Annotated in this window: 8 protein-coding genes, 2 tRNA genes, 2 rRNA genes and 2 pseudogenes; 5 read left to right on the top strand and 9 right to left on the bottom strand. The window is 54.4% G+C overall.

Features of this window, described 5'->3' with window-relative positions:
• Positions 1-135: 135 nt before the first annotated feature.
• Positions 136-1629, top strand: coding sequence for an NCS1 family nucleobase:cation symporter-1 (locus AC6I8M_RS11985; protein ID WP_010616977.1), 1494 nt, complete (start codon positions 136-138; stop codon positions 1627-1629).
• A gap of 100 nt (positions 1630-1729) precedes the next feature.
• Here AC6I8M_RS11985 and AC6I8M_RS11990 read toward each other — a convergent pair.
• Positions 1730-1808, bottom strand: a tRNA-Asp gene (locus AC6I8M_RS11990).
• 135 nt (positions 1809-1943) lie between these two features.
• On the bottom strand, positions 1944-2675 hold the full coding sequence (gene dnaQ / locus AC6I8M_RS11995; protein WP_058948852.1) for a DNA polymerase III subunit epsilon: 732 nt from the start codon (positions 2673-2675) through the stop codon (positions 1944-1946).
• On the opposite strand from dnaQ, the pseudogene rnhA reads away from it, so the two are divergent.
• Positions 2629-3196 (top strand): annotated as a pseudogene (gene rnhA, locus AC6I8M_RS12000) (ribonuclease HI). The gene dnaQ and the pseudogene rnhA overlap by 47 nt on opposite strands.
• On the opposite strand, the gene AC6I8M_RS12005 reads toward rnhA, so the two are convergent.
• Positions 3181-3915, bottom strand: coding sequence for a class I SAM-dependent methyltransferase (locus tag AC6I8M_RS12005; RefSeq protein WP_010616974.1), 735 nt, complete (start codon positions 3913-3915; stop codon positions 3181-3183). The pseudogene rnhA and the gene AC6I8M_RS12005 overlap by 16 nt on opposite strands.
• A 40-nt stretch (positions 3916-3955) precedes the next feature.
• Here AC6I8M_RS12005 and gloB point away from each other — a divergent pair, with 40 nt between their 5' ends.
• Together gloB and mltD are read left to right on the top strand one after the other, a co-directional pair.
• Positions 3956-4711: a hydroxyacylglutathione hydrolase gene (gene gloB, locus AC6I8M_RS12010; RefSeq protein ID WP_010616973.1), complete on the top strand. Its 756-nt coding sequence runs from the start codon at positions 3956-3958 to the stop codon at positions 4709-4711.
• Positions 4712-4782: 71 nt separating this feature from the next.
• Positions 4783-6160, top strand: a pseudogene (gene mltD / locus AC6I8M_RS12015) (murein transglycosylase D).
• Between the two features lie 195 nt (positions 6161-6355).
• Here the strand turns inward: mltD and AC6I8M_RS12020 are convergent.
• Entirely contained in the window at positions 6356-7156 is an 801-nt protein-coding gene (locus AC6I8M_RS12020) for an endonuclease/exonuclease/phosphatase family protein (RefSeq protein ID WP_041387035.1), read from the bottom strand.
• Positions 7157-7304: 148 nt separating this feature from the next.
• Entirely contained in the window at positions 7305-8483 is a 1179-nt protein-coding gene (locus AC6I8M_RS12025) for an MFS transporter (protein WP_010616971.1), read from the bottom strand.
• Between the two features lie 100 nt (positions 8484-8583).
• On the opposite strand from AC6I8M_RS12025, the gene yafC reads away from it, so the two are divergent.
• Positions 8584-9477, top strand: a complete 894-nt coding sequence (gene yafC, locus AC6I8M_RS12030) for a DNA-binding transcriptional regulator YafC (RefSeq protein WP_498013393.1) — start codon at positions 8584-8586, stop codon at positions 9475-9477.
• Positions 9478-9503: 26 nt separating this feature from the next.
• Here the strand turns inward: yafC and dkgB are convergent, their stop codons facing one another.
• The 4 genes from dkgB to AC6I8M_RS12050 form a co-directional block, all read right to left on the bottom strand.
• The gene (gene dkgB, locus AC6I8M_RS12035) at positions 9504-10307 is read right to left on the bottom strand and encodes a 2,5-didehydrogluconate reductase DkgB (protein WP_010616970.1); all 804 of its coding nucleotides are present in this window, start codon (positions 10305-10307) and stop codon (positions 9504-9506) included.
• Positions 10308-10477: 170 nt separating this feature from the next.
• Positions 10478-10554, bottom strand: a tRNA-Asp gene (locus AC6I8M_RS12040).
• Positions 10555-10654: 100 nt separating this feature from the next.
• Positions 10655-10770: ribosomal RNA gene (gene rrf, locus AC6I8M_RS12045) — 5S ribosomal RNA — on the bottom strand.
• Positions 10771-10908: 138 nt separating this feature from the next.
• Positions 10909-13814, bottom strand: a 23S ribosomal RNA gene (locus tag AC6I8M_RS12050).
• Between the last annotated feature and the right edge of the window lie 217 nt (positions 13815-14031).

The raw sequence follows: 14031 nt of genomic DNA on the forward strand, positions 1-14031 counted from the left end.
GGCAAGTGACTGTGCACAGCACATCGTATACGTGAAATTCATTTTTTGTATACAAGAAATCAATTCTGGCCTGGATCCTGCAATACCGTTTCACGCTGTCATTATTTTTCCATGAAGTTAAGAGGAGCAGGTTTCATGCCAAATCATTCTGAAGTGACCTCTGCGGTGGCCTCTGAAGCCAACGCCCATTACAGCCCGCGTCTGTGTAACGACGACCTGGCGCCGACCCGCAACCAGAGCTGGTCGTGGTACAACATTTTTTCGTTCTGGATGTCGGACGTGCACAGCATGGGGGGGTATGTAGTGGCGGCCAGTTTCTTCACCCTCGGTCTGGCCAGCTGGCAGGTGCTGCTGTGTCTGCTGGTGGGAATTTGTATCGTGCAGCTGTGCGCCAACCTAGTGGCGAAGCCGAGCCAGATGTCCGGCGTGCCTTATGCGGTGATTTCCCGTCAGGCATTTGGCGTGTTTGGTGCCAACATCCCGGCGGTGATTCGCGGGCTGATCGCCTTCGCCTGGTACGGCATTCAGACCTATCTGGCGGCGAATGCACTGATGCTGGTGCTGCTGAAGTTCTATCCGTCGTTAAGCAGCATGACGCAGAGCAGCTGGCTGGGCCTGTCCCAGCTTGGCTGGTGCTGTTTCGGCGTGATGTGGCTGCTGCAGGCGATGGTGTTCTGGCATGGCATGAGCGCGATTAAACGCTTTATTGATATCGCCGGTCCGGCGGTATACGTGGTGATGGTGGCGCTGGCGGGCTGGATTGTATACAAAACCGGTTTTGACGGTATCTCCTTCACCCTCGCCAGTAAATCACTGAGCGCGAGCGAGCAAACCTGGCAGATGATTACCGCGACCGCGCTGGTGGTCTCTTATTTCTCCGGTCCGCTGCTCAACTTTGGTGACTTCTCGCGCTACGGCAAAAGCATGGGTGAGATTCGCCGGGGCAACCGTTGGGGCCTGCCGTTCAACTTCCTGCTGTTTTCGATTGTGACCGTGGTAATTGTCTCTGGTACTCAGTCGCTGTTTGGCAAAATGATCACCGATCCGATTGAAACCGTGAGTATGGTAGGCAACGATGTGGCCGTCGCTATCGGGCTGCTGACCATGATTACCGCCACCATCGGCATCAATATCGTGGCGAACTTCGTTTCGCCAGCGTTTGATTTCTCTAACTGCTCACCGCAGAAGATCAGCTTCCGCGCGGGTGGCATGATCGCCGCCGTGGGTTCAGTGCTGCTGACACCGTGGAATCTGTTCCAGTCGCCGGAGCTGATTCACTACACGCTGGATGTGCTGGGATCGTTTATCGGGCCGCTGTTTGGCATTCTGATCGCCGATTTCTACCTGATCAAACGCAGCAAAGTGTACGTTGATGACCTGTTCAACGATACGCCAAAGGGCCGCTACTGGTACCGCGGCGGTTTCAATCCGAAAGCGATTGCTGCACTGCTGCCTTCCGTCGGCATTTGTCTGGTGATTAGCTTTATTCCGTCCCTGCACGCGGTGGCAAACTTCAGCTGGTTCATCGGCGTGGCGCTGGGCGCTGGCTGCTACCGCTGGCTGGCGCACGCCGAACGTGAGGTGCCGCAAGCCACCTATCGTGCGGAAGTGGCGGTACAGAAGGATTAATGCGGTGGTGGTCGCCATGAATGGCGACCCTACGCCAGATGTGTATGATTTAGAAAAGCAAAAAGCCGATGCATTGCTGCATCGGCTTCTTTAAAGAGATTGGCGGAACGGACGGGGCTCGAACCCGCGCCCCCCCCTGCGTGACAGGCAGGTATTCTAACCAACTGAACTACCGCTCCGCGCTTTGTTCCCCGTCGGGAACGAGGCGTATATTAATGGCAGCCTCATCCCTCGTCAACGCTTTTTGCAGGGGGAATCTCTCGTTTGCCGATTTTTTCAGCTTAACGACGCTTTTCCACGCAAAATCAGCGGCTTCAGGCGCGCCACAGGCAGCTACCGCCCTTTTTTTGCACCAGATCGAGCCGGCTCTCATGCGCCACGATCTCTTCATCACTGGCGCTAACCACGCGCAGGCCGGCACCCGGACGAACGATGCGCTGAATGTGCTCGCCTTCCACCTGATTGCTCTGCTCGCCTTCCATCGAAAACGCCAGCGAGGTCTGGCAGCCGGTCATGGTGAGGAACACTTCGGCCAGAATCCCGGCATCAAGCAAAGCGCCGTGCAGCGTACGTTTGCTGTTGTCGATCTCGAAACGGTTACACAGCGCATCCAGGCTGTTGCGCTTGCCCGGGAACATTTTACTCGCCATCGCTAGGCTATCGGTGATTTGACAGAAGGTTTCTGTCTTGCCGATGTCGCGCTGCAGCATGGCAAATTCGTAATCCATAAAGCCGATGTCGAACGAAGCGTTATGGATTACCAGCTCCGCGCCGCGAATGTAATCGAGGAATTCGTCGGCAATTTGCGCAAAGGTCGGCTTATCGGCGAGGAATTCATCGGCAATACCGTGTACGCCGAACGCTTCCGGATCCACCAGCCGATCGGGCTTGAGATACATATGGAAGTTGTTGCCGGTCAGGCGACGGTTGATCACCTCAACCGCACCGATTTCAATGATGCGATGTCCTTCGTAATGGACCCCGATCATGTTCATGCCGGTGGTTTCAGTATCGAGGACGATCTGGCGGTTATTTGCAGTGCTCATAGGACTCGTTTTATGTCAGACTTGGCGTTTTGTCAGAAGGAAGTCTACCAGAGATGCGCAAACAGGTAGAAATATTCACCGATGGATCCTGCCTGGGCAATCCCGGTCCCGGCGGCTACGGCGCCATTCTTCGCTACCGCCAGCACGAGAAATTATTCAGCGCCGGCTACCGCCTTACTACCAACAATCGCATGGAGCTGATGGCGGCCATTGTGGCACTGGAAGCGCTGACCCAGCCGTGTGACGTGGTGCTCAGCACCGACAGCCAGTACGTGCGTCAGGGCATCACCAGCTGGATTCACAACTGGAAAAAGCGCGGCTGGAAAACCGCAGAAAAGAAGCCGGTGAAGAACGTTGATCTGTGGCAGCGACTCGACGCGGCGCTCAGTACCCATCAGATTCAGTGGGAGTGGGTAAAAGGCCATGCCGGTCATCCGGAGAACGAACGCTGCGATGAACTGGCACGCAGCGCTGCCGGCAATCCTTCCCTGGACGATATTGGCTATCAGGTTGAGTCCTGATCGCTGACTTCACGAAACTGCCGCGTGGCATTGACCGCTGGCCGTAACTGGGTTTTGCCGGGCATCATCTTCACTTTGCCCGGCGTCAGCGGGAAGGTGCGCTTACGCGCTACCACGATGTTAAGACAGCCCAGCGCCGGCAGGTGCGTGCTGATCATCTTGCCGCCCTGGCGGTGCCACGGCACCACCTGAAAGTGCGTACGATAAACCAGTTCATAGTTCAGTAAGCTCAGCCAGTCGAGCAGGCGCACCTGGCTGAACATCCGTCCGCTCCACGGTGCGCGACGCTGTAATCCGGGCAGGCCTTTACTGATGCCCAGCAGGCTAAACGGATTGAAGCCGCTGATAATCATCCAGCCGTCATCAATCAGTACGCGATCAACTTCGCGCAGTACGCGGTGCGGATCCTGGCTCCAGGCCAGCGTGTGCGCCAGCAGACAGGCATCAATCGATTTGGCTTCAAACGGCAACTGCGTTGCGCTGGCGATTACGTGCAGCCCATCGCCCTCATCGCCCACATTAACCTGATGCGATATGGCACACTGGCGGGTATTGATTTCTGCGCTGAGGCTGCCAATTTTAAGCATATGAAAGCCGTACAGCTTGCCGAGATACGGTTGCAGTTGCTGGGTTAACGCGTCGCGAAAATAGTCGCCCCAGGGCATATCCTGCCAGGAGCGCGGCGCAGTCAGGATTTGACGTGTTTTCGCTGGCTTCATGCTCTACCATTTTCCTTTTTCTACGACCTGAGAGGTGTTTATGAATCTTACCAGTATTCCCGCGTTGCAGGATAACTACATCTGGACACTGAACGATGAACAGGGACGCTGTCTGATTGTCGATCCGGGTGAAGCCCGGCCGGTGCTGGAAAAAATTCGCGCCAACCACTGGCAGCCGCAGGCCATTCTGCTGACCCATCATCATCACGATCACGTGAGCGGCGTTGGCGAACTGCTGGAGCACTATCCGCAACTTAAGGTTTATGGTCCGCAGGAAACCGCCGATAAAGGCGCGCGCACTATTCTCAGTGACGGTGATGAATTTACGCTGCTCGGGCTAAATTTCCGCGTCATCGCGACGCCTGGACACACTTTAGGACATATCTCATACTTCAGCTCACCTTATCTTTTCTGTGGCGATACGATGTTTTCGGGTGGCTGCGGACGACTGTTCGAAGGCACTGCGCAGAAAATGTTTGAGTCGTTTCAGTCGCTTAATCAACTCCCTGCCGATACGCTTATCTGCTGTGCGCATGAATACACTTTATCCAATATGAAGTTTGCTGCGGCTATTCTGCCTCAGGACCCGAAAATTTTGGCAAGGTATCAGCAAATTAAGGACTTACGCGCAGAAAATCGCATTACTTTGCCAACAAAACTGGCGCTGGAGCGTGAAATAAATTTATTCTTGCGTACGCAAGATCCTGATTTGCAAAAGGATTTAGGCATTAATGTGTCGTCGACTCCGTTATGGCAGACTTTTGCCGATCTACGCGAGAAGAAAGACCGTTTTTGATATTTCTGGTTGTGTTGTGCCGGTCGCTAACGTATAGTTGCTCGTCTTTTAAGCGAACTATTGACACACACATGAAGGCTAAAGCGATATTACTCGCCTCGGTCTTGCTGGTTGGATGTCAGGCATCAAGGAATGACGCCAGTATCCCGGTACAGCATGCACAGAGTCTGTCTTCAGCTGATCAAGGTGAAAATGGAAAGTACGGAGATCGCTTGTTGTCGCCGCGCTGGCAAGATGATGGAACCAGCCTCGCAGAAGACACTGATCTCTGGAATCACATTAGTGACGAGTTGAAGATGGGGATTCCGGAAAACCCGCGAATCCGCGAACAAAAAACAAAGTACTTAAAAAATAAGAGCTATCTCCACGATGTAACATTACGGGCAGAGCCGTACATGTACTGGATTGTCGAGCAGATACAGAAACGTAAAATGCCGATGGAACTGGTACTGCTACCCATAGTGGAGAGCGCTTTTGACCCACACGCAACCTCTTCTGCGAATGCCGCTGGCATCTGGCAGATCGTTGCGCAAACGGGCAAAAACTATGGTTTGAAACAGAACCAATGGTATGACGGACGCCGCGATGTGGTGGCCTCAACCAAAGTTGCGCTGGATATGATGCAGCGTCTGAACGGCATGTTTGACGGTGACTGGTTACTGACCATCGCCGCCTATAACAGCGGTGAAGGACGTGTGCTGAAGGCGATGAAACAGAACAAGGCGCGCGGTAAGCCGACCGACTTCTGGCATTTATCGCTACCACGCGAGACCACGGTTTACGTACCTAAAATGCTGGCCCTGAGTGATATTCTCAAGAACAGCAAGCGTTACGGTATTAAGCTGCCAACCGCGAATGAGAGCCGTGCACTGGCTCGCGTTGAAGTGGGACAGCAGATTGAACTGACGCAGGCCGCAGATATGGCCGGTATGTCGCTCAGCAAGCTGAAGGCATTCAATGCCGGGTATAAAAACGGCACCACCGCGCCAAACGGACCGCACTATATTATGGTGCCAAAGTCCAACATGGCTCAGCTGCGCAATTCACTGGCTTCCGGTGATATTGCTGCGGTACAGCCCGGCGAGCTGGCGAAAGTCAGCGCTGCAGGCAATAGCTATAAGGTCCGCAAAGGCGACACCTTATCGGGCATTGCCAGTAAGCTTGGCGTGAGCGTTAGTGCACTGAAGCAGCAGAATAACCTGCGCAGTGCGTCAGTACGCATCGGTCAGACACTGACCGTTGGCGGCAAAGCTGGCCGCGTCGCAGCTGGCGGATAACGGCAACAGCATCACCTACCGTGTACGTAAGGGTGATTCTTTTGCCAGTATCGCCAAACGTCACTGTGTTAACACCAAAGACGTGATGCGCTGGAACAGTGACGCTAAAGACATTCAGCCCGGCGACAAGCTAACGCTGTTTGTGAAGAATAGCGCAACACCCGATACATGATGCACCGAAAAGGCTGGCTTTTGTCAACCTTTTTCATTATTTATCTTTTCCCGTTCCCGCAGTCCGACACACTCACGCTCAAACCTCGTTATTTTTTCGCCGCTGCGCCATGCCTTTAGCGGTCTGAAGTGGCTTATTGAGCAGGATGCTGCTTCAGCACTATGAATCATTAGCCTTTGGCGCGCCGCACTTAGCTTAGCGTTTAGCCGCGCCGGGACTGAATTCAACCAGGAGAGGATTATGGTCAGAGGCACGCGTCACCAGCACCGATGCCTCGCTGACCTTCATGTCGCGGTAAAAGACAAAATCCAGCGGGCGGCCAAAGGCTTTGCGTCGATGATCATCAGTAAAGTTTACTTCGCGTAGCGCCATCTCACGGGCAAAGCGGTAGAGCGCGTTCATACGCTGGCGGCTCCAGGCATTGAAGTCGCCGGCCATGATCACGGGCCCGCGATGATGCTGGATTTGCTCGCCAATCGGCCCCAGCTGTTTGCTGTACACATCAACGCCGAGGCTGAAATTAACCGCATGAATGTTTACCACCATCAGCATTTCGCCGGTGGGAAGCGGATAGGCAGTAACCAGAGCGGATTTAGACAGCCTCAATAGCGGCTCACGCTCACGCAGCGGACAACAGTAGACCGGATGGGCAGAAGCCAGCGTCATTACGCCAGAGGGGTGTTGCGGCAGCACAAAGGCCGGTACCTGATCGGCCGCCAGATAATTGCTGGTGGCGAACTGCACCAGTTCCGGTGTGGTCTGAGCCTCCTGCAGCAGCACCAGATGGGCATCTTTGCCGAAGCCCTGCAGTACTGACATCCAGTCTGCCCGCTGCTGTTTGAAGATATTCCACACTAGCACGCGCAGGGTTGGGTCGGCTGTCAGCGGTGCACCGGGCGGTAACGCCTGCCCAAGATGCAGCATCGCCCCTGGCGGAAAAATCCGCTCAGCAGGCTGACCTGCTACATACCGCATTGCATAAGTTTTTTTTCGCACTGTCCCGCCTGGCTGATTTACGGCTACAACTTCACTTGACTGTTATAGGGATTTTAGCGCGGGGTTTCAATTGCTGTTATTGATTGTCGGAATTCGCCTCACAGCCAGCAACGGCAACAGCCCGCCATGCGGCAGGCTGTTGTGCGGCTTATTCAATAATGGCTGCCGCGCGCGGCTTATCCAGCTGGCCGCTGAGGCAGACCAGCAGCAGAGCCGCAAACACGATGACGGCACCCACCCATGGCGTCTGCGCCAGACCGTAATGTTCCACGATGTGACCGCCGACGGTTGAACCCAGCGCGATACCAATATTAAAGGCCGCGATATTCAGCCCGGACGCGACATCAACTGCGCCTGGCGCATAGTGTTCGGCCTTTTGCACCACGTAAACCTGCAGGCCCGGTACGTTAGCAAAGGCAAAGACGCCCATCACCAGCACCGTGAGCAGCGCGAGGTAATGCATGCTGGCAGTGAACTGGAATACCACTAACAGTATGGCCAGCGCGATAAAAATCAGCGTCAGCGCCGGTACCGCCCCGCGGCGATCGGCCAGCCTGCCGCCCCAGATATTACCGATCGCCACCGCAATACCGTACCCCAGCAGCACGCCGCTGACGGCGGTCGGCGAAAAACCGGCCAGTGATTGCATCATCGGTGCCAGAAAGGTGAAGGTGGTAAAGATGCCACCGTAGCCCAGCGCCGTAATCGCATAAATCAGCAGCAGACGCGGATTGATCATCACCGCAGCCTGCTGTGCCAGTGAAGTGGCAGGCGGCTGTGCGATGTTACGCGGTACCAGTATCATACTGCTGACCAGTGCAATCACGCCCAGCAGAGAGACCGCCAGAAAACTTTCACGCCAGCCAAAATGCTGACCAATCAGTGTGCCAAGCGGTACGCCGGTGACCAGCGCCACGGTTAAGCCGCCAAACATGATGGCTATCGCACTGGCGGCCTTCTCTTTGCTTACCAGGCTGGTCGCAATGGTTGAGCCTACTAAGAAGAAAACGCCGTGCGCCAGTCCGGTCAGCAGACGTGCCATCACCAGCGTTTCATAGTTTGGTGCCAGCCAGGCCACCAGATTACCGACGGTAAACAGCGCCATCAGCCCCATCAGCAACTGCTTGCGCGGCAGCTTGCCGGTTAAGGCGGTCAGCACTGGCGCGCCGACGGCCACGCCAAGCGCGTAGATGGATACCAGCATCCCGGCAGAAGGTAACGTAATGCTGAGCTGTTCAGCGATGGTCGGAATCAGCCCGACGATAACAAACTCGGTGGTTCCGATAGCGAAGGCGCTGATGGTCAGCGCCCAGAGTGCAAGTGGCATGATTGACTCCCAATAATGTTTTGATGGGCGCCATTATCGACTCGTGCTTTAATAACAAAAAGAAGCAAAGTAACAATAAACTTTTGCCTGAGGAGGCATAATGAAGGCATCTTCAGAGGAGTTAAAAGTCTTTATCGCTGTCGTGGAAAGCGGCAGTTTTAGCCGTGCAGCGGAGCAGTTACAGATGGCCAATTCGGCTGTGAGCCGCACGGTGAAGAAGCTGGAAAACAAGCTTGGCGTGTCGCTGCTGACGCGTACCACCCGTCAGCTGGCGCTGACTTATGAAGGTGAACTCTATTTCCGGCGCGTGCAGAAGCTGATCCTTGAGATGGCGACGGCAGAGAATGAGCTGATTGAGCGCCAGCAGGCGCCACAGGGCGTGCTGCGCATCGACGCGGCAACACCAGTGATCCTTAACCTGCTGATGCCGATGATTAAACCCTTTCGCGAGCGCTATCCGGCGGTCACGCTATCGCTAATCTCCTCTGAAAGCTTTATCAACCTGATCGATCGTAAAGTGGATGTCGCTATTCGTGCCGGGGATTTAACCGACTCCACGCTGCGTGCCCGGCTGCTGTTCACCAGCTATCGTAAAATGGTCGCTACGCCAGCTTATCTGGCGAAATATGGTACGCCGGCGTCGGTGGAGACGCTGGCACAGCATCAGTGCCTCGACTTTGTCGAGACGCCTCGTCTCAATCGCTGGCCCGTGTCGGCTAATGGTAGCGATCTGTATGAAATTGACGCGGCGATGTCATCAAACAGTGGAGAGACGATCAAGCAGCTGTGCCTTAACGATCAGGGTATCGCCTGCCTGTCGGACTTTATGGTGAATGCGGAAATTGCGGCGGGCACTTTTGTTGAGGTGCTGGCGCACCAGTCGGTACCGGTTGAGATGCCTTTTAATGCGGTTTATTACAGCGATTTAGGGGTGAGCCAGCGCGTGCGGGCCTTTATTGATTTTCTCAGCGAGTGGGTCAGAGATCAGCCCTAGCGCGTGCAGGGCTGATGCACGGAGAATTAATCCCAGTCTGGTGCCAAGCCTTCCGGGCTAACCAGACGCTGCTGGCGATCCAGCGCGGCGATCTGCGCCATGTCGTCCGCATCCAGTGTCAGATCCTGCGCCGCCATATTGCTGGCCAGGTTCTCACGTTTGGTTGAGGATGGGATCACGGCATAACCCAGTGCCAGCGCCCATGCCAAAACTACCTGCGCTGGTGTGGCCTGATGTTTCTGCGCAATCTGCTTTATCACCTGTTCTTTTAACGCTTCTCCATACGCCAGCGTCATGTATGAAGTGATGTGAATGCCCTGCTGTTTCGCGAACTCCACGACCTGGCGATTTTGCAGGAACGGGTGCAGCTCAATCTGGTTGGTCGCAATGTTCTCTGCGCCCACAGCGGCAATGGCCTCTTTCATCAGGGCAATCGGGAAGTTAGAGATACCAATCTGACGCGTCAGTCCCGCTTCTTTCGCTGCCATCAATGCCTGCATGCTCTCTTTTACCGATATCGCTGCACCCGGCGATGGCCGGTGAATCAGCGTCAAATCGACATAGTCGGTACGCAGTTTCGCCAGGCTCTGCTGCAGGCTGGGGATCAGTTTGTCAGCGGCGAGATTCTCAATCCAGATTTTAGTGGTGATAAACAGCTCATCACGCGCCACGCCGCTTTCGGCAATAGCCTGACCTACGGCAGCTTCGTTTTCATAAATTTGTGCGGTATCGATAGTGCGGTAACCGAGTTCCAGTGCGGTTTTCACCGAATGAATAACGACATAGTCCTGCAGACGAAATGTTCCTAAACCAAAAGCGGGGATTGTCATGTTTTCCTCATCATTGCGTTGAATGTTGCGATGAGGCGTATTGTGGCAGGATTATTGTTGCTGAAAAATCCGCTTATGAGCAGAGGAATTTTGCGTTTTACTCAACAATAGCGTTTTTTTTGCGGACATGAAAAAGCCCTGACTTCACAGTCAGGGCTTCTGAATTTAAGTGGCGGAACGGACGGGGCTCGAACCCGCGACCCCCTGCGTGACAGGCAGGTATTCTAACCAACTGAACTACCGCTCCACCGATTCTGTACTGATATCAGACCGTCGCTGATTTCAGGTGTTTCGCCCTTTCCGCGTCACCGGGAAGGTCACGACCCGATTAGGGGTCTTAAATTGATGCCTGGCAGTTCCCTACTCTCGCATGGGGAGGCCCCACACTACCATCGGCGCTACGGCGTTTCACTTCTGAGTTCGGCATGGGGTCAGGTGGGACCACCGCGCTGTTGCCGCCAGGCAAATTCTGGTGCTCGAAACGAATATTTTTCACTGATGCTGCGTTGCCTCAGCGCAAAATCTTTCGTTTCCGCTAATTTTATCCGTCACAAACTGAAAATTCTTTCTGTCTCTCAGCTTAAAACGCCTCTGGCGTTGTAAGGTTAAGCCTCACGGGTCATTAGTACCGGTTAGCTCAACGCATCGCTGCGCTTACACACCCGGCCTATCAACGTCGTCGTCTTCAACGTCCCTTCAGGACCCTCAAGGGGTCAGGGAGAACTCATCTCGGGGCAAGTTTCGTGCTTAGATGCTTTCAGCACTTATCTCTTCCGCACTTAGCTACCGGGCAGTGCCATTGGCATGACAACCCGAACACCAGCGGTGCGTTCACTCCGGTCCTCTCGTACTAGGAGCAACCCCCCTCAATTCTCCAGCGCCCACGGCAGATAGGGACCGAACTGTCTCACGACGTTCTAAACCCAGCTCGCGTACCACTTTAAACGGCGAACAGCCGTACCCTTGGGACCTACTTCAGCCCCAGGATGTGATGAGCCGACATCGAGGTGCCAAACACCGCCGTCGATATGAACTCTTGGGCGGTATCAGCCTGTTATCCCCGGAGTACCTTTTATCCGTTGAGCGATGGCCCTTCCATTCAGAACCACCGGATCACTATGACCTGCTTTCGCACCTGCTCGAGCCGTCACTCTCGCAGTCAAGCTGGCTTATGCCATTGCACTAACCTCCTGATGTCCGACCAGGATTAGCCAACCTTCGTGCTCCTCCGTTACGCTTTGGGAGGAGACCGCCCCAGTCAAACTACCCACCAGACACTGTCCGCAGCCCGGATTACGGGCCTACGTTAGAACATCAAACATTAAAGGGTGGTATTTCAAGGTTGGCTCCACGCAGACTGGCGTCCGCGCTTCAAAGCCTCCCACCTATCCTACACATCAAGGCTCAATGTTCAGTGTCAAGCTATAGTAAAGGTTCACGGGGTCTTTCCGTCTTGCCGCGGGTACACTGCATCTTCACAGCGATTTCAATTTCACTGAGTCTCGGGTGGAGACAGCCTGGCCATCATTACGCCATTCGTGCAGGTCGGAACTTACCCGACAAGGAATTTCGCTACCTTAGGACCGTTATAGTTACGGCCGCCGTTTACCGGGGCTTCGATCAAGAGCTTCTCCTTGCGGATAACCCCATCAATTAACCTTCCGGCACCGGGCAGGCGTCACACCGTATACGTCCACTTTCGTGTTTGCACAGTGCTGTGTTTTTAATAAACAGTTGCAGCCAGCTGGTATCTTCGACTGGCCTCGGCTCCGGGAGCAAGTCCCTTCACCTACGCGCCAGCGTGCCTTCTCCCGAAGTTACGGCACCATTTTGCCTAGTTCCTTCACCCGAGTTCTCTCAAGCGCCTTGGTATTCTCTACCTGACCACCTGTGTCGGTTTGGGGTACGATTTCGTGTTACCTGGAGCTTAGAGGCTTTTCCTGGAAGCAGGGCATCAGTTACTTCACCGCCGTAGCGGCTTGTCGTCACGCCTCAGTGTTAAAGAAGACCGGATTTGCCTGGTCTTCACACCTGCCCGCTTAAACCGGGACAACCGTCGCCCGGATAACCTAGCCTTCTCCGTCCCCCCTTCGCAGTAACACCAAGTACAGGAATATTAACCTGTTTCCCATCAACTACGCTTTTCAGCCTCGCCTTAGGGGTCGACTCACCCTGCCCCGATTAACGTTGGACAGGAACCCTTGGTCTTCCGGCGAGCGGGCTTTTCACCCGCTTTATCGTTACTTATGTCAGCATTCGCACTTCTGATACCTCCAGCGTGCCTCACAGCACACCTTCAGCGGCTTACAGAACGCTCCCCTACCCAACAACGCATAAGCGTCGCTGCCGCAGCTTCGGTGCATGGTTTAGCCCCGTTACATCTTCCGCGCAGGCCGACTCGACCAGTGAGCTATTACGCTTTCTTTAAATGATGGCTGCTTCTAAGCCAACATCCTGGCTGTCTTTGCCTTCCCACATCGTTTCCCACTTAACCATGACTTTGGGACCTTAGCTGGCGGTCTGGGTTGTTTCCCTCTTCACGACGGACGTTAGCACCCGCCGTGTGTCTCCCGTGATAACATTCTCCGGTATTCGCAGTTTGCATCGGCTTGGTAAGCCGGGATGGCCCCCTAGCCGAAACAGTGCTCTACCCCCGGAGATGAGTTCACGAGGCGCTACCTAAATAGCTTTCGGGGAGAACCAGCTATCTCCCGGTTTGATTGGCCTTTCACCCCCAGCCACAAGTCATCCGCTAATTTTTCAACATTAGTCGGTTCGGTCCTCCAGTTAGTGTTACCCAACCTTCAACCTGCCCATGGCTAGATCACCGGGTTTCGGGTCTATACCCTGCAACTTAACGCCCAATTAAGACTCGGTTTCCCTTCGGCTCCCCTATGCGGTTAACCTTGCTACAGAATATAAGTCGCTGACCCATTATACAAAAGGTACGCAGTCACCTAACAAGTAGGCTTCCACTGCTTGTACGTACACGGTTTCAGGTTCTGTTTCACTCCCCTCGCCGGGGTTCTTTTCGCCTTTCCCTCACGGTACTTGTTCACTATCGGTCAGTCAGGAGTATTTAGCCTTGGAGGATGGTCCCCCCATGTTCAGACAGGATACCACGTGTCCCGCCCTACTCGTCGGACTCACAACTTATGCATCTTCGTGTACGGGGCTGTCACCCGGTATCGCGCGACTTTCCAGACGCTTCCACTGATGCACAAGCTGATTCAGGTCCTGGGCTGCTCCCCGTTCGCTCGCCGCTACTGGGGGAATCTCGGTTGATTTTTTTTCCTCGGGGTACTTAGATGTTTCAGTTCCCCCGGTTCGCCTCGTTAACCTATGTATTCAGTTAACGATAATGCACAAGTGCATTGGGTTTCCCCATTCGGACATCGACGGCTGTAGCGGTTCATAATCACCTTACCGTCGCTTTTCGCAGATTAGCACGTCCTTCATCGCCTCTGACTGCCAGGGCATCCACCGTGTACGCTTAGTCGCTTAACCTCACAACCCACAGGCGTTTATCTGTCTGCCATAACGGCATCACAGTTGCTTGTAAGCTGTAAGCTTTTGAGAGACTCGAACGCATCGCCACTTCATTCTTATTACGGAGAATGAACGCGACGCGTCGTTTCAAATTTTCAGCTTGTTCCTGATTGTTAAAGAGCAAATACTTCGCAGCATGCTTAATCAGCACACTGTGAAGTATTATCGGTAACGC

Source organism: Type-A symbiont of Plautia stali, from assembly GCF_059731155.1.